The organism is Pseudomonas idahonensis (assembly GCF_037903935.1).
Taxonomy (GTDB): domain Bacteria; phylum Pseudomonadota; class Gammaproteobacteria; order Pseudomonadales; family Pseudomonadaceae; genus Aquipseudomonas; species Aquipseudomonas danubii.
On sequence record NZ_CP149586.1, the window covers coordinates 4833949 to 4852542 of the forward strand.

The window sequence follows — 18594 nt, forward strand, 5'->3', positions numbered from 1 at the left end:
GTATCAGGTGGCGGGACGAATGGCCTTGATCAGCGACTGCAGGGAATAGCCCAGGCGCGGGGCCAGGGCTTCAGCCCGGGCGGTCAGGCTCGGCAGATCCAGGTCCTGCTCCAGGTCGGATGGCACGATCAGAATCACATTGCCCTCCTTCACCGGCAGCTCCCAGTAGTGGCGGTGATAAAGGCCACGCAACAAGGCTGCGCCCAGAGGCTTGCCGTCATCGGTAGCCCACTGGTTGATCACCAGCCAACCTCCGGGATTGAGGCGCTTCTGGCAGTTTTCCAGGAAGCCCCAGGCCAGATGACCGACGCCCGGGCCGACATCGGTGTACAGGTCGACGAAGATCAGGTCAGCGGATTCGGCACTGTCCAGCAACTCCAGGGCGTCACCGACTCTTATATAAAGACGTGGATCATCGTCCAGGCCCAGGTACTCGATGGCCAGGCGTGGAACATCCGGGCGCAGTTCGATGGCTTCGACGTCTTCCAGGGGCAGGAACTTCAGGCAGGCCTGGGTCAGGGTCCCGGCGCCCAGGCCGAGAAACAGTGCGCTCTCCGGCGCCTCATGACACAGGGCACCGATCAGCATGGCCCGGGTGTAGTCGTACTCCAGCCAGCTGGGGTCGGCGGTGAACACGCAGCTTTGCTCGATGGCGTCGCCAAATTCGAGGAAGCGGTAGTCCGCCACTTCCAATACCCGAATCATGCCGAACTGGTCATGAACCTCGGCGAGCACACGCTCGACGCGCTCCTCAGTCATTTCATCTCCTAGTCGCGGGGCTCGCAATCGGGCCGGCGCGATAAACCAACCGCTCGGCAGCGAGCGGGAAAGGCGCGATTGTCGGCCAAGCGAGAGGAGCAGGTCACGCACTAATTTGCTGCTAACATGCCCCTCCCACCGTAACGCACTCGAGTCCGCGATGAGCCAACCCTGGAGCCCCGACAGCTGGCGCGCTTTGCCGATCCAGCAACAACCCCAGTACCCCGACGCTGCGCATCTGCTGCAGGTCGAGCAAACCCTGGCCAGTTATCCACCGCTGGTGTTTGCCGGTGAAGCCCGGGAGTTGCGCCGCCAGTTTGCCGAAGTGACCCAGGGCCGCGCCTTCCTGCTGCAGGGCGGCGACTGTGCCGAAAGCTTCGCTGAGTTCTCCGCCGCGAAGATCCGCGACACCTTCAAGGTGCTGCTGCAGATGGCCATTGTCATGACTTTTGCCGCCGGCTGCCCGGTGGTCAAGGTCGGACGCATGGCCGGCCAGTTCGCCAAGCCGCGCTCGGCCAACGACGAAACCATCAATGGCGTGACCTTGCCGGCCTATCGCGGTGACATCGTCAACGGCATCGGCTTTGATGCAAAAAGCCGGATACCGGACCCGGACCGCCTGCTTCAGTCCTACCACCAGGCCACGGCCACCCTGAACCTGTTGCGGGCCTTCGCCCAGGGCGGCTTTGCCGACCTGCACCAGGTGCACAAGTGGAACCTGGACTTCATCGCCAACTCGGCTCTGGCCGAGAAATACAGCCAGCTCGCGGACCGCATCGATGAAACCCTGGCCTTCATGCGTGCCTGCGGCATGGACAGCTCGCCGCAACTGCGCGAGACCAGCTTCTTCACCGCCCACGAAGCGCTGCTGCTCAATTACGAAGAGGCCTTTGTCCGCCGCGACAGCCTGACCAACGACTATTACGATTGCTCGGCGCACATGCTGTGGATCGGCGACCGCACTCGCCAACTCGACGGTGCCCACGTCGAGTTCCTGCGGGGCGTGAACAACCCGATCGGGGTCAAGGTCGGCCCGAGCATGAACACCGAGGAGCTGATCCGCTTGATCGACATCCTCAACCCGGACAACGATCCCGGGCGCCTCAACCTGATCGTGCGCATGGGCGCCCACAAGGTCGGCGACCATCTGCCGCAACTGATCCGTGCGGTAGAAAGCGAAGGCAAGCAGGTGCTCTGGAGTTCGGACCCGATGCACGGCAACACCATCAAGGCCAGCAGCGGCTACAAGACCCGGGATTTCGCGCAGATCCTCACCGAGGTCAAGGAGTTCTTCCAGGTGCACCAGGCCGAAGGCAGCTATGCCGGTGGCATCCATATCGAGATGACCGGTCAGAACGTCACCGAGTGTATCGGCGGCGCACGACCCATTACCGAAGACGGCTTATCGGATCGATATCACACCCATTGCGATCCGCGGATGAACGCCGACCAGTCCCTGGAACTGGCCTTCCTGATTGCCGAGACTTTGAAGCAGGTCAAACGCTAAAAGCGCTGTCGCGGACAAACCCGCTCCTGCAAGGCCACTGTAGGAACGGGCTTGCCCGCGAAGCGCTTCACTCCAGCACCTCACGCAGATGTCGCGCAGCATCACGCTGGCAATTGAGCTGAATCTGCTCCAACCCCAGCCAATCGGCCATCTTGCGCAATTGCACGGCCAATGCCCGGATGCCCTCTTCGTCCAGACCGGGCTGCTCTTCATGCACCCCATGCACCGCCAAACGCCCCTGAGCTCGCTCCGCCCGCAAATCGACCCGAGCGACGATCCGCTCGTTGTGCAAGAACGGCAGCACGTAATAGCCATAGACCCGCTTGTGCCGGGGCGTATAGATCTCCAGCCGATAGCGGAAATCGAACAGTCGCTCAGTGCGGCTGCGCTCCCAGATCAGTGAGTCGAACGGTGACAACAGCGCACTGGCCTCGACCTTGCGCGGCACCTTGACCTGCGGCAGGCAATAGGCCGGCTGACGCCAACCCTGAACCTCGCAGGCCAGCAACTCACCGGACTCCACCAGCTCGGCGAGTCGTGCACGGCTGTCGCCTGGATCGAGACGAAAATAATCCCGAAGGTCCTTTTCCGTGGCCACACCCAGAGCGGTTGCGCCATGCAGCATCAGGCGACGCTGGGCCTGAGCCTCATCCAGCAGCGGTTGCCGAAGGATCTGCGGCGCGATCACCCGCTCCGGCAAATCGTACAGGCGCTCGAAGCCGCGGCGCCCCGCCACCGTTACCTCACCGGCCGCGAACAGCCATTCCAACGCATGCTTTTCTTCACTCCAATCCCACCAGGGCCCGGCACGCTCCTCACGGCTGGACAGGCTGCCGGCGCCTAGCGCGCCCTGCTCTTCAACTGCGGCCATTACCCGACGGACAGTGGCCTGGCGCTCCTGACCAAAGCGCGTCAACTGGGAGTAGATACCCTGCCCTTGTTTTGCCCGCTGCATCCGCCAGCGCATCAGCGGGTACATGGACATGGGTAGCAACGACGCCTCATGCCCCCAGTATTCAAACAACGTGCGTTGCCGGCCCTGACTCCAGGCGGCCTGATCGAGCAACGCCTGTGGATAACTGCCCAGGCGGGAAAACAGCGGCAGGTAATGGGCCCGCACCAAGGCGTTGACCGAATCGATCTGCAACAGGCCCAGGCGTTCTATCTGCTGATTGAGGCGTGCGGCCTTGATCGTTGCCGACGGCTGGCGCCCGCCGAAACCCTGGGCGGCCAGCGCCAGACGTCGAGCCTGTTTGAGAGAGAAAGAGCATTGTGCGGGCATGGGAGTTCTCCTTGTCTGCCCGCACGCTAGCGCACCGGGAAGTGGCTTGTGTAGCACTCTTGCCGCTATTTATGCATCGGGTCGTCCCAGAACGGGCGGACCCGCTCATGCTCGACATCGGCCCGCGTCAGACCCAGGTCCTTCAACGCCTCATCGCTCAGCCCGGCGAGCATCCGGCGCTCACGCCCAAGCTCATACCAGCGCATGACCCTGCGCCATAAGCCGCTCAATGACAGCGCCTGAAACGACAGCTTGTGGACCAGCACATAACCCTTTTGACCTTTCATCATCTTGCCCTCCAGTGGGGATGACGCCAGTCTCTGCCTAGGATTAAGATCAATCCAACGAATGTTTCTTATGTAATTCATCTCAGGATTTGATGGAATGTCCCAGTTCCCCAGCATCGACACCGAAGTCCTGCGCACCTTTGTCGCCATCGCCGATGAAGGCGGTTTTACCCGGGCCGGCGAACGGGTCAATCGCACCCAGTCGGCGGTGAGCATGCAGATGAAACGCCTGGAAGAAGATGTGCTGCAACGCCAGTTGTTCCAGCGCGACGGGCGCCAGGTCAAGCTCACCGCCGAAGGCCAGGTGCTGCTGGGCTACGCCCGACGCATCCTGAAACTGCACAGTGAAGTGTTCAATACCTTGCGCGAACCGCACATGGTGGGCCTGGTTCGCATCGGCACTCCGGATGATTATGTGATGCGCTTTCTACCGGGAATCCTGTCGCGCTTTGCCCAAAGCTACCCGCTGATCCAGATCGAGGTGCATTGCGAATCCAGCAAACAGTTGCTGCAACGCCAGGATCTGGATCTGTCCATCGTCACCCGCGAGCCGGGCAGCGAAATCGGCCAACTGCTGCGCAAGGAGCGCTTCGTCTGGGCCGTGGCCCAGGGCTTCAATCCCCACGAGCAATCGCCATTGCCCCTGGCGATGTTCAACAGCGACTGCTTTTGCAGACTCTGGGCCTGCAACGCCCTGGACGCAGCCGGACTCGACTACCGGATTGCCTACAACAGCTCGAGCCTGGCGGCGTTGATGGCCGTGGTCAGTGCCGGACTGGCAATCACCGCGCAACTGGAAAGCCTGATCACACCGGACATGCGCATTCTCGGCGAGGCTGAGGGCCTGCCCCAATTGCCGGAGGCGAGCATCATGCTGCTGCGCAACCTCAATACGCCCTCCCCCATCACCGAGTGCCTAGCGGAGCACATTGTCGAAGGCTTCAAACTTTAAAGGCCAGCATCACCGCGCACACCACCAGGAAACCGCAGAACAGCGCCCGCAGCAGGCGCTCGGGCAAAGCATGAGCCACCTTCACTCCCCAGCTGATGCTCAACAGGCCGCCGACCGCCAACGGCAGACCGATCATCCAGTCCACTTGATGATGGACACCGTAGGTCACCAGGGTCACGCCGGTGCTCGGCAACGCCAGGGCCAGGGACAGCCCTTGTGCCACCACCTGGGTGGTACCAAAGACGCTGGTCAATACTGGCGTGGCCACTACCGCTCCGCCTACGCCGAACAACCCGCCCATGGCCCCGGAAGCGGCGCCCAGAACCCCCAGCCAAGGCCAGGAATAACGCATCCGCGTGCTGGCCGGCGCGCTGCTCATGAACATGCGCAGCAGGTTATAGGCCGACAGCACCAGGAGAAAGACGACAAAGCAGATACGCATCTTCTGCGCGTCGATGCCCACCGCCCAGATCGAGCCGAGCCAGGCGAAACAAAAGCCCATCACTGCCAGGGGCAAGGCATGGCGCAATTCAATCCGGTTGCGCTGGTGATAGCGCCACAGCGCCAGCATCACATTGGGCACCACCATCACCAGTGCAGTGCCCTGGGCAATCTGCTGATCCAGGCCGAACAACACCCCCAGCACGGGAATCGCGATCAAGCCGCCGCCGATACCGAACAAACCACCCACAGTGCCCAGGGCCGCGCCCAACAGCAGATACATCACTAACTCGATCACAGCCGCTCTCCTCACCTGAGAGCTGCATGCTACGCAGTCGGCCCTGGCACGGAAACGCACAGCAACGCACAATGGCTGTGCCGTTTTCGCATAAGCGCTCTGACCATGAATCCCAACACTCTCACCGAACAACTGGGGCTGTTTCTCGATGTGCTGGAAGCCGGCAGTTTTTCCGCCGCGGCTCGCCGCTATCCACTGACGCCCTCCGCCGTGGCCCGGCGTATCGACAGCCTGGAAAGTGCCGTGGGCACCACGTTGTTCATGCGCACCACCCATGCCGTGGTCGCCACAGCCGCTGGCCTGGCCTTCGCCGAACGGGCCCGGCGCATTGTCGCTGAACTGCAACTGGCCCGGGCCGAGGCGGTGTCTCTGAGCCATGCGCCGGAAGGCCTGATCCGCATCGATGCCCCGGCCGCCTTCGGCCGCCGTCATCTGGCACCGGCGATCGCCGACTTCCTGGTGCTCTATCCCGGCCTGGATGTACAACTGCACCTGATCGACAGCTTCGTCGACATGCAGGGCTCGCACCTGGGCAAAGTGGACCTGGTACTGCGGGCCGGGCAACAGGTGGATACCCGGATGGTGGCCACCTCCCTGGCCAGCATCGTACGCATTGCCTGCGCCAGTCCGTCCTACCTGAAGAGCCGTGGCACCCCGACTCAACCCGCTGAGCTCAGCCAGCACGACGGCCTCGACTGGGATGGCCTGGCACCCTTGTTCGCCTGGCGCTTTGAACGGGACGGACAGCTGCACAGTCATCGCCCACAACGCATCCGCCTCAGCGCCAACAATGCCGAAGCCCTGCTTTCGGGAGCCTTGGCTGGGCTGGGAATTGCTCACTTGCCCACCTGGCTGGTGAGTGAGTACCTGTTGCGCGGAGAACTGGTGCCGTTGTTCTGTGATAACGGTCTGCCCAAGCCGGAAACCGCCGGTATCTATGCCTTGCGCATGGAGCAGCATCCCAATGCCCGTAGCCGCCTGCTGCTGGAGTACCTGAAAAGTCGCTTCAGTCCGGTTCCGCCATGGGACCTGGCACTGCAGAGTGCAATGAACTGACGTCGAAGAAAATTATCTGGTGCATTAAAGACTCGCCCGCTAGATTCAGGACCATTAACGACCAAGGCCCCCGACATGACCACCGACCGCTCTACCCCGGATACCTGCGAACAGCTGCTGTTGGACAACCAAGTGTGTTTCGCCCTGCACTCCACATCGCTGCTACTGACCAAGGTCTATAAACCATTGCTGCAGCAACTGGGGCTGACCTATCCGCAGTACCTGGCAATGCTGGTGCTCTGGGAGCGGGATGGCCTGACCGTCGGCGAAATCAGCCAGCGCCTGCTGACCGACCCCGGCTCGCTGACTCCCTTGCTCAAGCGCCTGGAAGCCGAGGGTCTGCTGAGCCGCACTCGCAGCCGGGAAGATGAGCGAGTGGTCATTGTCGAGCTGACGGAACAGGGCCGAGCGATGCGCGAACAAGCCCGGAACATCCCACAGTGCATCCTCGGCGCCAGCGGTCGGACAGTGGAGCAGTTGCGGCAGCTGCAGGAAGATCTGCAGGTGCTGCGGGGGCATTTGCAGGACAGTCTCTAAGGCTTCGCCGACAAGCCAGCGCCTATGGCTGGGGCTGGTTTTGAGAAAAAAATATATGTTTAAAAAACAATGAGTTGAGCCAGAAACAGGGCTTCGGGCAATAGTTTGCATAAAATTTATCTTGCGCACTAAATATTTGAGCGATACATTTATTTCGCACTTACTTAGCGCGCAAACAATTAGCGCAAAAACAACCCAGCACGAGGCTTTCACCATGCAAACTCTCTACACCGCAGTTGCAACCGCCACCGGTGGCCGTGATGGCCGCGCTGTTTCCAGTGACAACATCCTCGACGTCAAACTGGCCACCCCCAAGGAACTCGGCGGGGCCGGTGGGCAGGCGACCAACCCGGAACAGCTGTTCGCCGCCGGCTATTCGGCCTGCTTTATCGGTGCCCTGAAGTTCGTTGCCAGCCAGAGCAAGCGCAAGATCCCGGACAACGCCTCGATCACCGCCCATGTCGGTATCGGTCAGATCCCTGGCGGCTTTGGCTTGGATATCGATCTGCATGTGAGCCTGCCCGGCCTGGCTCAGGAAGAGGCGCAAAGCCTGGTGGATGCCGCACATCAGGTCTGCCCCTACTCCAACGCCACCCGTGGCAATGTTGATGTACGCCTGCACGTGAACGTCTGAAACAGTAAACGCCAGGCATAAAAAAGCCCGACTCAAGGTCGGGCTTTTTCATCGACAAGATCGAACCAGGATTAAACCTTGGCGCGACCCTTGTAGGAACCGCCTTCGCGGGTATCGATCTCGATCATGTCGCCGATTTCGATGAAGTCCGCAACGCTCAGCTCGGTACCGTTTTTCAGTTTGGCAGGCTTCATCACCTTGCCCGAAGTGTCGCCGCGAGCGGAACCTTCGGTGTAGTCAACCTGACGCACGATGGTGGTCGGCAGGTCAACGGAAACCAGACGGTCTTCGAAGAACACGGCTTCGCAAACGTCGGTCATGCCTTCTTCGATGAACGGCAGAACGGCCTCGATGTCTTCGGCGTTCAGCTCGTACATGGTGTAGTCGGTTGTGTCCATGAAGGTGTAGGTGTCACCGCTGATGAACGACAGAGTCGCTTCTTTGCGATCCAGGATCACGTCGTCCAGTTTGTCGTCCGCACCGTAAACGGTTTCGGTCTTGTAACCGGTCAGCAGGTTCTTCAGCTTGGTCTTCATGATCGCGCTGTTACGACCGGACTTGGTGAATTCAGCTTTCTGAACCAGCCAAGGATCGTTGTCGATACGGATCACGGTACCGGGTTTGAGTTCTTTACCAGTTTTCATTGCGAATATCCGAATTTGGATGGGATTTACAAAAATCTAGGCCGCGTATCATATCCAATTTAGGTAAAACTGCACCAGCGCCGCAGCAAGATCGGCTTGCAAGCCTTGTTCCAGACACCATTGTTCGGCGTGCGCGGCGACTTCGGGCCAGTGTTGCAGCAGGTTTTTCCAGGCTTCGGTCATCGCCGCCTCGGTATTCCAGGCCTGCCACAGGGCCCGCACCGCCGCTTGGGCGTCAGGTGAAAGAGTCCGGGTGTACAAGGCGAGAAAGGCCTCGAGCTTGTCCAGGTGAATGTCTTCGTCCTGACGGTAGATATGCCAGAGCATCGGCCGCCCGGCCCATTGCGCCCGAACAAAGGAGTCCTCTCCACGCACCGCGTTGAAATCGCAGCACCACAACAGACGGTCGTAATCTTCCTGGCGAACAAAAGGCAGGACCTGGACCGTCAGGGACTGCCGGATCTGCAGGCTGCCCACACTCAACGACGCGTCTCCCAGCCAGCGCTGCACATCTCCCAGGATGCGCCCTTCGGGCACCAGCAAATGGGTCTGTTGCGTATCGAGGGCCAAGGCATCCAGCCAACCACCAAGACTGGCGTTCTCATAGGCAAACAGTGACATCAAGCGGCTACCGGCGGCGGGAGTGACTCCCAGTCCTTGAAGAAACTCCAGCTGGACCTGGCGATCGGCCTGAAATTGCCGGCGGCGCTCGAGCAATCCGGCTTCGCGCAGCAAGCCGCCCGTGCCAGCCTGGAATCCGGGGAAGAAAAAGTACTTCTGTACGCCACGAAACTTCACTGACGGCAGGCCGTGGCAGCCACTGACCCAGTCCTCGGCACTCAGGTAATCCAGATTCAGCCACAAGGGTGCACGCTGGCGCTCGGCCATGGCCTCCATATAGGCATGGGGCAACTGACAGGCAAACGCAGCGATCACCACATCGGCTGCAGCTTCAGGTTGCCAGTGGGCCGGCCAGTGGCGCACCTCGACCCCATCCTGATACTGGCTGAGTCGCTGGAAGTCGATCTCTGGACAGATCTTTTCAAAGGCCCGCAGATCATCGACCCACAAACGCACCGTGCATTGATGCTCGGCCACCAACTGTCGGGCCAGGCGCCAGGTCACGCCGATGTCGCCGTAGTTGTCGACCACGCTGCAAAAAATATCCCAGGAGGCTTTCATTCCAGTCCCCGATTGGCAAAGGCGCCGATTGTCCGCATAAATGCTCCTGCGCAGAAGAGCCAACCTCGATTAATCTTCATGCGACAATCAGCCCTCGCCCACTATCGCCCGCCAGGAGGCAACCATGTCTTATCGCCCGCCCGCTCGTCGCTCCTTGCGCATCAGCTTCAATGCCCTGGCGCTCAGCGGCAGCATTGCCCTGGGCCTGTGGCTGGGTTTTCTGGCGATTGCCCTGACCTGCTGGCTAGCCTCGCACTTTCTCTTCAGCCAGCAACTGGCTCCTGTAGCGCAAGCCGTGCAGCAATTGGCGAAGCCGCCGGTGGTTGCGCCTGAGCCGCCCAATCGGCTGTTCGAGCAGTATCAGGAAAACCTGCGCAAGAACGAAGAGTTGCAATCCCTGGATAACGCTCGCAGCGACTCGCGCAACCTGTCCAATCCCAAATGCCAGTTCTGGTTGCAACAGGACCAGACAGCGCCCAGCGAAAAGAGTCGCGCCAACGTCCTGCAGTTCTGTAATTGATCATGAATAAACAGTCTGTCTGCCAACTGATTCTGCAACAGCTCCAAGAGGATCTGGAGATCGCGGTGCGCGCAGCGCAAACCGCCTACGAAACCGCCACTCACGAAGAGAATATCGCCGAGAACAAGTACGACACCCTGGGGCTGGAAGCCTCCTACCTGGCGGCCGGCCAGGCTCGGCGGGTCGAGGAAATCCGTCAGGCATTGAATCTCTGGCAGAACCTGAGTTTGCGATCCTACGACCCACAGGCCGGAATCCAGGTCGGTGCGTTGCTGGGGCTGGAGGATGAAAACGGCCACGAACAGTGGCTGTTTCTTGGCCCAGACGGGGCAGGCTTGAAGGTTTATGTGGTGGGACAACTGGTGACCGTCATCACCCCGCGGTCACCGCTGGGCAAGAGCCTGATGGGCAAGTTCGAGGACGACGAGGTGGAGATCGTGGTGGCGGGGACCCGGCAACAGTTCACTGTCACCGAGGTCCGCTAGCTGAAATCAGTGAACCGGCAGTTCGACGCCGTCGAACAGTTCTTCCAGTTCCTGCTTGTTATGGCATTGAATCGCCTTGGCCATGACTTCGCGCGTCAGGTGCGGGGCGAACTTCTCGATGAAGTCGCACATGAAGCCGCGCAGGAATGTACCGCGACGGAAACCGATCTTGGTGATGCTCGACTCGAACAGCTCGCTGGCGTCCAGTACCACCAGGTCATTGTCGAGCTTGGTGTCGACCGCCATCTTGGCGACGATACCCACTCCCAACCCCAGGCGCACATAGGTCTTGATCACGTCGGCGTCAGCCGCAGTGAACACCACCTTTGGCGTCAGGCCACGATGGCTGAAGGCTTCATCAAGTTTGGAACGGCCAGTGAAACCAAACACGTAGGTAACGATGGGGTATTCGGCCAGGGTTTCCAGGGTCAGCTTCGGCAGCTTGGTCAGCGGGTGGCCCTGAGGCACAACCACGCAACGGTTCCAGCGATAGCACGGCATCATCACCAGATCACCGAACAGCTCCAGCGCCTCGGTGGCGATGGCGAAATCCACAGTGCCGTCAGCGGCCATCTCAGCGATCTGCATCGGCGAGCCCTGGTGCATGTGCAGGGCCACATCGGGGTACTGCTTGATGAAGCTACTGATCACCGGTGGCAGGGCGTAACGTGCCTGGGTATGGGTGGTGGCGATGGACAGGGTGCCCTTCTTCTCGTTGGAGAACTCCTGGGCGATCTGCTTGATGCTCTCGACTTTGCGCAGGATCTCGCCAGCGGTAGTGATGATTCGCTCACCGGCCGGGGTCACACGGGTCAGATGCTTGCCGCTGCGAGCGAAGACCTCGACCCCAAGCTCGTCTTCGAGCAGACGGATCTGCTTGCTGATACCCGGTTGTGAGGTGTAAAGGCTTTGAGCGGTAGCGGAGACGTTGAGGTCGTGGTGCGCCACTTCCCAGATGTAGCGCAATTGTTGAAGCTTCATATGAATCCCTCAAAGCAGGTAGACGCCACGGGTATCAGCGACGGTATATAACTATATTAATGGTCAGGAGAATAAATCTAGAACTTTTATTCAGAATTTTCCATTCCGCCCTCAGACATCCCCCTGACGCCGACGCTGCACCAGCGGCACCAGATAAACCGGCACTTTGGCCAGCTGTAAAACCCGTGCGGCCGTACGCCCCAAAGGGGTTTGCGCACCGCCCCCGTGGCTGTGACTTCCTACGATCAGCAAATCCACCGAGAGTTTCGCCGCCTGATCCAGAATCACCTGGGATGGGTCCCCTTGAAGCACCCGCACCGACTGGATCAAGGTCAGGTCCTGCATGCCCTCCCCCAACTCCTCGCGAAAACTGTCCAGCACCCGCTGCTCGATATTGGCCATTACCGTGCTCAAGCCCTGGCGGTGAAACTCGTTCAAGGATTGCTCATCCAGATAGCTCTGCAACACCGATTCGGCAAATAGCCCCATGGGTTCCACTGCGTGCACTACATGTAAGTCGGCATTGAACGTTCGAGCCAGCTCCAAGGCATGCTGCATGACAAAGGGCGCATACAGACCGAGGTCGGTGGCATACAGCATCGAACGAATCATATGACCTCCTCAACTGCCAAGATGGCGGAGATTGATTCAGCTTAGCAGTGCCTGGAACTGTGGGAGGTTCGACGCCAAGCCAGGGATTTTAGGGCTCAATCCCTGGCTTCGTTGCTGATGCCGTGGGGCACGTGGCCGGTGGCGACCACCTCGCGGGCCAACTCGCAGTGACCGGCCTGATCATCAAAAAAAACATCGGCGGCGAAGGCTTCAAGAAAGGCGGCTTTCTCCAGGCCGCCCAGAAACAAGGACTCGTCCAGACGAATGTCCCACTCGCGCAAGGTGCGGATCACCCGTTCATGGGCCGGCGCCGAACGGGCCGTGACCAAGGCCGTGCGAATCGGGCAGGCATCGTTGGGAAACTCGCCCTGAAGCAGATTGAGTGCCGCCAGAAAGCCCTTGAACGGTCCGCCCGGCAATGGCTCCCGGGCCGACTGCTGCTCACTGGCCTGAAAGGCCTCCAGGCCACCGGTTTGATAGACCCGTTCCGAGTCATCGGAAAACAGCACGGCGTCCCCGTCGAAGGCGATGCGCAACTCGCCATTGGCGGCACGCCGGGCGCCGCCGGAGAGGATGGTCGCAGCAGCAAACCCGGCCTCCAGAGCACTGCGCACATCGTCGGCATGGGTAGAGAGAAACAGATCGCTGCCAAAGGCCGCCAGATAGGGATAGGGACTGCGACCGCCGACGAAGGCCGCACGGGAAATACCCAGGCCGTAATGCTGAATCGAGTTGAACACCCGCAGGCCGGTGTCAGCACTGTTGCGTGAAACCAGCACCACCTCGACCCGCGCACGTCCCAGGCTGGCATTGAGACTGAGCAGTTTCTTCACCAATGGGAAGGCATCGCCCGGTTCGAGGATCTCCTCTTCGTGTTCGATCTGATACTGCCTATAAGCCTCGACACCCTGGGCCAGATAGACCTTATGGCTGTCGCTCAGATCGAACAACGCCCGCGACGAAATCGCCACCACCAGCTTGCCATCCAGGCCATTTGCCATATTCCGTCCCCTTCAGGTAATCAGCTCAAGCGTGATGCCGGTCGATGAAACTCAAGGCTTGGTAAAGCGCCTGGATTTTCGGCAGCTCACAGCCAGCGGCCCTGGCTGCCGCCAAAGGTGCGGCATAGATGGCTGCCAACTCCAGAGGACGCTGATGCAGGAAATCATGGTACATGCTCGGCCAATAGTCGGGCATGTGCTCGGTGGACTTGAACAGTTGCTGTGCGTAGGCATCTGGAATGACATGACCACAAGCCGCGGCCCCCAGAAGCACCTCCTGCATGAGGTTCTGAATCAACTCGCGGCTGTCCGGATCGGCCATCAACGGCGTGGTGCTGGCCTTGAGCAGCACCGACAGACCGTTGTAAGGCACATTCCACACCAGCTTCTGCCAACGCGCCTGCTGCAGGTTGCCCATGACCTTGGAATCAAGCCCGGCCTCACGAAACAACGCCGCCCCTTCTTCGACAATAGCCTGGCTCAACACCGGATCAGCGCTTGCCGGACCGCTGTGGTAACCCAGATTGACTGCACCAAGAGCCTGGTGCTCGATCTGGCCGGGACCCGCACGATGGACACAGATAAAGCACAAGCCACCCAATAGGTGCAGCGACTCAGGAAGCACGGCGCGCAGGCCATCTTCAACGTCCAGGCCGTTCTGCAGCAACAGAACCTTGGCATCAGGCGCCGCCGCCTGAATGATCGCCGGCGCCAACTGGAGGTTGCTGGTGGTCTTGGCTCCCACCAGCAGCCAGTCACAAAGCGGCATCTCCTCAGCGCTGGCGTATGCCTGCACCGGTTTCAGGCTCAACGCCCCGTACTGAGCGCTGTTGACCTGCAGCCCCTGCTCCACCACCGTCGAGAACTCGCTACGTAATAGAAAGTGCACGTCGAAACCGGCGCGCGCCAGCATCACCCCGTAAAAACCTCCGATCGCTCCGGTCCCGATAATGCCCACACGCGGTTTACGACCTGCATCCATCAAGGCAACTCCTCTGGAATTCGATTGAGCGCCTGACGCAAGCCCTCAGTGAGCTCCTTGTACGTCAGCCGCGACTGCAACGCCCCATAAAACTCACCGTCGCTCACCACAAACAGGGCCGGCAGGTGAAACACCTGATAGCGCTCCACGGCGCCTCCGTTGTCAGCGGCATCGACCCAGCACAACCGCTCGACCGGCAAGCCCAGCCCCGGCAGTTGCGCCCGCGCCCAACGGCAACTGGAACAGCCAACGCTGGTGAAAACCACCAGGGAAACACCATCCAGGCCCAGCAATTGCTGGTCAATATCGAAGTCTGTCAGTTCCAATTCGACCACTATACTGGGGGAAACAATGTCAAATGGACGACACTCGGAGTCTGCGGTCATGGGACGTTTTTTGCCTCATCCTGATGATGTTCCGGTTGAACTGACCCTGCGTAAATACGCCTGCATTTCGCGTCAGCGGTTGCACACTATCAGCCTCGGTGGCATGGCGTGCAATTACCACCGCGCCTGGCGCCACGGCACCGCACTAGAGGTGTATATGCCGACGCTGGGGGAAAATGCGCGCTACAACGGCTATGTCGCCTGGTGCCTGAAGCGCAAGCGCGGCTACCTGGTGGGGATCGCTTTCGTCGATGAGCAAACGCTGTTCGGCGCCCGCATGGGCGAACAGGTGTGCCAGATCGCCCGATACTGCCGCCTGCATGAACCTCAGAGCGAACAACAATGCATCGAGGCCCTGGCCCTGAATTGGGTCGAGCAGCACGCAGAGGACTATTCCGAGGACCGCGTACACCAGGCTTTTGTGCAGCCTTAGCCCAATAAAACCGCCGCCTGCCCATTGTAGAGTCACCGGGTAACGCGCTAAGGTTCCGCTCCCCGACGCGCTCAAATCCGCTGTGCTCCGCCGCGCGGGGATCGCTGGCGGCCGGCACCCGTGACCTGACGAGTAACACGATGGCTGATTTACCGATCAACGACCTTAACGTCGCCTCCAACGAGACCCTGATCACCCCTGATCAACTCAAGCGAGACATCCCCCTTAGCGACACCGCCTTGCGCACCGTGACCAAGGGTCGCGAAGTGATCCGCAACATCCTCGACGGCACTGATCACCGTCTGTTTATCGTCATTGGGCCCTGCTCGATCCACGACATCAAGGCAGCGCACGAGTACGCTGAACGTCTCAAGGCACTGGCGGCGGAAGTCTCTGACACTCTCTATCTGGTAATGCGGGTGTACTTCGAGAAACCCCGTACTACCGTTGGCTGGAAAGGCCTGATCAACGACCCTTACCTGGATGACTCGTTCAAGATTCAGGACGGTTTGCATATCGGGCGGCAGTTGTTGCTGGACCTGGCTGAAATGGGCCTGCCTACCGCCACTGAAGCCCTTGACCCGATCTCCCCGCAATATCTGCAGGACCTGATCAGTTGGTCGGCCATCGGTGCACGCACCACTGAATCCCAGACCCATCGGGAAATGGCTTCCGGCCTGTCGTCGGCCGTGGGCTTCAAGAATGGCACCGACGGTGGCCTAACCGTGGCGATCAATGCGCTGCAATCGGTATCCAGCCCGCATCGCTTCCTGGGGATCAACCCACAAGGTGGCGTATCGATCGTAACCACCAAAGGCAACGCCTACGGCCACGTGGTGCTGCGTGGCGGCAACGGTAAGCCGAACTACGACTCGGTGAGCGTCGCTGTCTGCGAACAAGCCCTGAGCAAGGCCAAGATCAAGCCGAACATCATGATCGACTGCAGCCATGCCAACTCCAACAAGGACCCGGCGCTGCAACCTCTCGTCATGGAAAACGTTGCCAACCAAATCCTGGAAGGCAACCAGTCGATCATCGGTCTGATGGTGGAAAGTCATCTGAACTGGGGTTGCCAGGCGATTCCGAAAGACTTGTCGGACCTGCAGTACGGCGTATCGATTACCGACGCCTGCATCGACTGGGAAAGTACCGAGAAAACCCTGCGCAGCATGCACGCCAAGCTCAAGGACGTATTGCCGAAACGCGATCGCAGCTGATCCTTTTCGCCAGACACAAAAACGCCGGGCCAAGCCCGGCGTTTTTTTGGGTCGCCCCGATCAGAGCTTTGCTGCGTGACGCTGATGGCGTTCCATGTAGCGTTCTACATAAGAACAGGATGGAATCACTGTGTAACCCATACGCTCGGCGTACTCCAGCGCCTGCTCGGTCAACGCCGCGGCAATGCCGCGCCCACGTAATGCGTTGGGCACGAAGGTGCGGTAGATATCCAGAGTCTGCTTACCCAGGTCCATATAGGTCAGGTAGGCACGATGACCGTCCACATTGGTCTCGAACTGATGACCAGCCTGGTCATGGTGGATGGACAACGCCTCGCTCATCACTACTCCTTGCGGGTCTGGAATGCTGACCCATACCTTACCGATGTTTTTCCGGCGAAGGAACAACTTACGCCACCTCGTGCCTGTCGGACACCACCGTAGAAGGCATCCCCCTTACATCGCGAGCACGTTACAAAATAGTAGGCGCCTTGGGCATAAATGCTCAAGCCACACTCGTCACAGATCAACGTAAAACGCCCTCAGCAAGCCTTGCAGAAAGCACCGTCAGGCCCAGTGTAAAAATGCGTTGAGGCTATACATCGCCGGATGCTGAAACTTAAGACGAGCACCGTTTCTTAAAGTCACCGGCAAGATGGATAAAGATAGGCCAAGGCTGGGCAGATTCTGAAGAAAAGTGCCATCGACAGAATATAGGCCCACTTTAGCCTAGACTCTGAAACAGCGCCTGGAGAATGCTGGCAAACAACCAGCACCCTCTGACAGAGCCTTGCCGCTGAATGTTTTTTATACAATCGCTTAAAAAGTTGCTCGAAAAAGAATCACCGCCTAGAATTTTTTTTGCTTCTTGCGCTACGTCAGTTTACTTACTACAAGTAATGGGTAGTATGTACGCCGGCTATTTCCTCACTCTGAGGTGATAGCTACTAATAGAAAGTCCTTGAAGGGGAACACGATGAACAACGTTCTGAAATTCTCTGCTCTGGCTCTGGCCGCAGTTCTGGCTACCGGTTGCAGCAGCGTATCCAAAGAAACCGAAGCTCGTCTGACTGCTACTGAAGATGCAGCAGCTCGTGCTCAGGCTCGTGCAGACGAAGCCTATCGTAAAGCTGATGAAGCTCTGGCTGCTGCTCAAAAAGCACAACAGACTGCTGACGAAGCTAACGAGCGCGCTCTGCGTATGCTGGAAAAAGCTAGCCGCAAGTAATAGTCCCTCGGGATTGTTATCAAGCCGATCCATTTTTTGGATCGGCTTTTTTATTGCCTGGGATTTTCCACTGACAATAAAAAACCCGTCGACACCGGCAGGTCTCGACGGGTTGTTGTTCTAACCCTTACTGCTGCAGATCGAACGGAGCACTGGACAATGATGTTGCAGGCGCCGTGGTCGGTATTGCGATCTCCACTGGCAAGCCATCTTCGGCCGCCACTACATCCCTGACCACATCCCAGTTCATGCGCAGGTTGTTGGCCAGATCTTCGCGCTTGAGCAAAGCATTGATCACCGCAGTGTGCTTGTCGACCACTGAAGGATTACCCTTGTCATCCAAAGGGGTATGCGCCTCCAGATAGACTTTGCCACCGCTGATACCGAACTTGTACGGCTCGTTGATGATACGCACGGAAGTTCCTACCGGAACCATCCCGGCCATTTCCAGCACGTTGTTGTTGAGCATACGGAAACAGCCATGACTGGTACGCATGCCGATGCCGAACTTTTTGTTCGAACCGTGAATCAGGTAACCAGGCGTGCCCAAGGTGAACTTGAACGGCCCCAGCGGGTTATTCGGTCCTGCCGGCACCACGCTCGGCAGCGGATCACCATCGGCAGCATGTTCGGCCCGGATCGACGCCGGTGGAGTCCAGGTTGGATTCGGGGTTTTCGCAGTAATACTGGTATGAGCGATCGGCGACCCCCAACCCTCGCGTCCAATGCCCAACGGGAAGGTGTAAACCACATTCCGCCCCTTGGGGAAGTAGTAAAGACGATACTCCGCCAGGTTAATCACGATGCCCTCACGGGACCCGGGAGGCAGGATGAAACGGGTGGGCAAGATGACCTCGGTCCCCGCCCCCGGCAACCAGGGGTCGACTCCCGGATTGGCCGCCACCATCTCCAGATACCCCAGGTCATGAGCAGTGCCCAGGTCGGCGAAGGTGTCTTCGTACTTGGCCTTGATCACCTGCACCTGACCGACAATATCTTCACCGGGCGGCGGTAGAGGCAATTCCAATGCTGCAACGGGGCCGGCCACACACAATGCGGCAAGTGTCAGGCAGCGGGTGACGACGGGGAGACGCGGCAACATCCGGATAATCCTTCGCATGAAAAACGAGTGATAGAAACGCGATTGTACACCCCGCCCCCTGGCTGCGG

General features: G+C 59.5%; 23 protein-coding genes. 10 read left to right on the forward strand and 13 right to left on the reverse strand.

Annotated features, from left to right (window positions below):
- Positions 1–3: 3 nt before the first annotated feature.
- Positions 4–759 (reverse strand): spermidine synthase, encoded by a 756-nt coding sequence (locus WIN67_RS21595; protein ID WP_102860905.1) that lies wholly within the window; start codon positions 757–759, stop codon positions 4–6.
- Positions 760–919: 160 nt separating this feature from the next.
- On the opposite strand from WIN67_RS21595, the gene WIN67_RS21600 reads away from it, so the two are divergent.
- On the forward strand, positions 920–2266 hold the full coding sequence (locus WIN67_RS21600; protein ID WP_102860904.1) for a class II 3-deoxy-7-phosphoheptulonate synthase: 1347 nt from the start codon (positions 920–922) through the stop codon (positions 2264–2266).
- A gap of 67 nt (positions 2267–2333) precedes the next feature.
- On the opposite strand, the gene WIN67_RS21605 is transcribed toward WIN67_RS21600, so the two are convergent.
- Positions 2334–3548: a winged helix-turn-helix domain-containing protein gene (locus tag WIN67_RS21605; RefSeq protein WP_110653131.1), complete on the reverse strand. Its 1215-nt coding sequence runs from the start codon at positions 3546–3548 to the stop codon at positions 2334–2336.
- Between the two features lie 65 nt (positions 3549–3613).
- Positions 3614–3835 carry a DUF1127 domain-containing protein gene (locus WIN67_RS21610; protein WP_102861006.1) on the reverse strand — a complete coding sequence of 74 codons (222 nt, stop codon included), beginning with the start codon at positions 3833–3835 and terminating at the stop codon, positions 3614–3616.
- A 97-nt stretch (positions 3836–3932) separates the two neighbouring features.
- Here WIN67_RS21610 and WIN67_RS21615 point away from each other — a divergent pair, with 97 nt between their 5' ends.
- Complete coding sequence (locus WIN67_RS21615) at positions 3933–4787, forward strand: LysR substrate-binding domain-containing protein (RefSeq protein ID WP_102880437.1); 855 nt, start codon at positions 3933–3935, stop codon at positions 4785–4787.
- Here the strand turns inward: WIN67_RS21615 and WIN67_RS21620 are convergent.
- Positions 4777–5526, reverse strand: coding sequence for a sulfite exporter TauE/SafE family protein (locus WIN67_RS21620; RefSeq protein WP_339070036.1), 750 nt, complete (start codon positions 5524–5526; stop codon positions 4777–4779). The two genes, WIN67_RS21615 and WIN67_RS21620, sit on opposite strands and share 11 nt — an antisense overlap.
- A 105-nt stretch (positions 5527–5631) precedes the next feature.
- Between WIN67_RS21620 and WIN67_RS21625 the strand changes: the two genes are divergently transcribed.
- The 3 genes from WIN67_RS21625 (at position 5632) to WIN67_RS21635 (ending at position 7753) form a co-directional block, all read left to right on the forward strand.
- The gene (locus tag WIN67_RS21625) at positions 5632–6582 is read left to right on the forward strand and encodes a LysR family transcriptional regulator (RefSeq protein ID WP_213665767.1); all 951 of its coding nucleotides are present in this window, start codon (positions 5632–5634) and stop codon (positions 6580–6582) included.
- 75 nt (positions 6583–6657) lie between these two features.
- Positions 6658–7119 carry a MarR family winged helix-turn-helix transcriptional regulator gene (locus WIN67_RS21630; protein ID WP_110594570.1) on the forward strand — a complete coding sequence of 154 codons (462 nt, stop codon included), beginning with the start codon at positions 6658–6660 and terminating at the stop codon, positions 7117–7119.
- A gap of 214 nt (positions 7120–7333) precedes the next feature.
- Positions 7334–7753 carry an organic hydroperoxide resistance protein gene (locus tag WIN67_RS21635; protein ID WP_102880441.1) on the forward strand — a complete coding sequence of 140 codons (420 nt, stop codon included), beginning with the start codon at positions 7334–7336 and terminating at the stop codon, positions 7751–7753.
- Positions 7754–7824: 71 nt separating this feature from the next.
- On the opposite strand, the gene WIN67_RS21640 is transcribed toward WIN67_RS21635, so the two are convergent.
- Positions 7825–8397 carry an elongation factor P gene (locus WIN67_RS21640; RefSeq protein WP_007931398.1) on the reverse strand — a complete coding sequence of 191 codons (573 nt, stop codon included), beginning with the start codon at positions 8395–8397 and terminating at the stop codon, positions 7825–7827.
- A 48-nt stretch (positions 8398–8445) separates the two neighbouring features.
- Complete coding sequence (gene earP / locus WIN67_RS21645) at positions 8446–9579, reverse strand: elongation factor P maturation arginine rhamnosyltransferase EarP (RefSeq protein WP_306407882.1); 1134 nt, start codon at positions 9577–9579, stop codon at positions 8446–8448.
- A 124-nt stretch (positions 9580–9703) separates the two neighbouring features.
- On the opposite strand from earP, the gene WIN67_RS21650 reads away from it, so the two are divergent.
- Positions 9704–10099 (forward strand): hypothetical protein, encoded by a 396-nt coding sequence (locus tag WIN67_RS21650; RefSeq protein WP_265073555.1) that lies wholly within the window; start codon positions 9704–9706, stop codon positions 10097–10099.
- A gap of 2 nt (positions 10100–10101) precedes the next feature.
- The gene (locus WIN67_RS21655) at positions 10102–10584 is read left to right on the forward strand and encodes a GreA/GreB family elongation factor (protein WP_306407881.1); all 483 of its coding nucleotides are present in this window, start codon (positions 10102–10104) and stop codon (positions 10582–10584) included.
- Between the two features lie 6 nt (positions 10585–10590).
- Here WIN67_RS21655 and cysB read toward each other — a convergent pair whose 3' ends face one another.
- The 5 genes from cysB to WIN67_RS21680 form a co-directional block, all read right to left on the reverse strand.
- Complete coding sequence (gene cysB, locus WIN67_RS21660; RefSeq protein WP_102860894.1) at positions 10591–11565, reverse strand: HTH-type transcriptional regulator CysB; 975 nt, start codon at positions 11563–11565, stop codon at positions 10591–10593.
- Between the two features lie 111 nt (positions 11566–11676).
- Positions 11677–12177 (reverse strand): universal stress protein, encoded by a 501-nt coding sequence (locus tag WIN67_RS21665; protein ID WP_102860893.1) that lies wholly within the window; start codon positions 12175–12177, stop codon positions 11677–11679.
- Between the two features lie 95 nt (positions 12178–12272).
- Positions 12273–13178: a 5'-nucleotidase gene (locus tag WIN67_RS21670; RefSeq protein WP_102860892.1), complete on the reverse strand. Its 906-nt coding sequence runs from the start codon at positions 13176–13178 to the stop codon at positions 12273–12275.
- Between the two features lie 25 nt (positions 13179–13203).
- Positions 13204–14160, reverse strand: coding sequence for a putative 2-dehydropantoate 2-reductase (locus tag WIN67_RS21675; protein ID WP_102880445.1), 957 nt, complete (start codon positions 14158–14160; stop codon positions 13204–13206).
- Positions 14160–14546 (reverse strand): thioredoxin, encoded by a 387-nt coding sequence (locus tag WIN67_RS21680; protein ID WP_102880446.1) that lies wholly within the window; start codon positions 14544–14546, stop codon positions 14160–14162. Before WIN67_RS21680 ends, WIN67_RS21675 begins: the two co-directional genes overlap by 1 nt.
- On the opposite strand from WIN67_RS21680, the gene WIN67_RS21685 reads away from it, so the two are divergent.
- Positions 14545–14979, forward strand: a complete 435-nt coding sequence (locus WIN67_RS21685; RefSeq protein WP_102860889.1) for a PilZ domain-containing protein — start codon at positions 14545–14547, stop codon at positions 14977–14979. The genes WIN67_RS21680 and WIN67_RS21685 overlap by 2 nt on opposite strands.
- Before the next feature lie 140 nt (positions 14980–15119).
- On the forward strand, positions 15120–16196 hold the full coding sequence (locus WIN67_RS21690) for a 3-deoxy-7-phosphoheptulonate synthase (protein ID WP_016967428.1): 1077 nt from the start codon (positions 15120–15122) through the stop codon (positions 16194–16196).
- 60 nt (positions 16197–16256) lie between these two features.
- On the opposite strand, the gene WIN67_RS21695 is transcribed toward WIN67_RS21690, so the two are convergent.
- The gene (locus tag WIN67_RS21695) at positions 16257–16538 is read right to left on the reverse strand and encodes a GNAT family N-acetyltransferase (protein ID WP_011062548.1); all 282 of its coding nucleotides are present in this window, start codon (positions 16536–16538) and stop codon (positions 16257–16259) included.
- Between the two features lie 634 nt (positions 16539–17172).
- Between WIN67_RS21695 and oprI the strand changes: the two genes are divergently transcribed.
- Positions 17173–17424, forward strand: a complete 252-nt coding sequence (gene oprI, locus WIN67_RS21700) for an outer membrane lipoprotei OprI (RefSeq protein ID WP_003448337.1) — start codon at positions 17173–17175, stop codon at positions 17422–17424.
- Positions 17425–17551: 127 nt separating this feature from the next.
- Here oprI and WIN67_RS21705 read toward each other — a convergent pair whose 3' ends face one another.
- The gene (locus WIN67_RS21705; protein ID WP_268562170.1) at positions 17552–18526 is read right to left on the reverse strand and encodes a L,D-transpeptidase family protein; all 975 of its coding nucleotides are present in this window, start codon (positions 18524–18526) and stop codon (positions 17552–17554) included.
- Positions 18527–18594 lie beyond the last annotated feature (68 nt).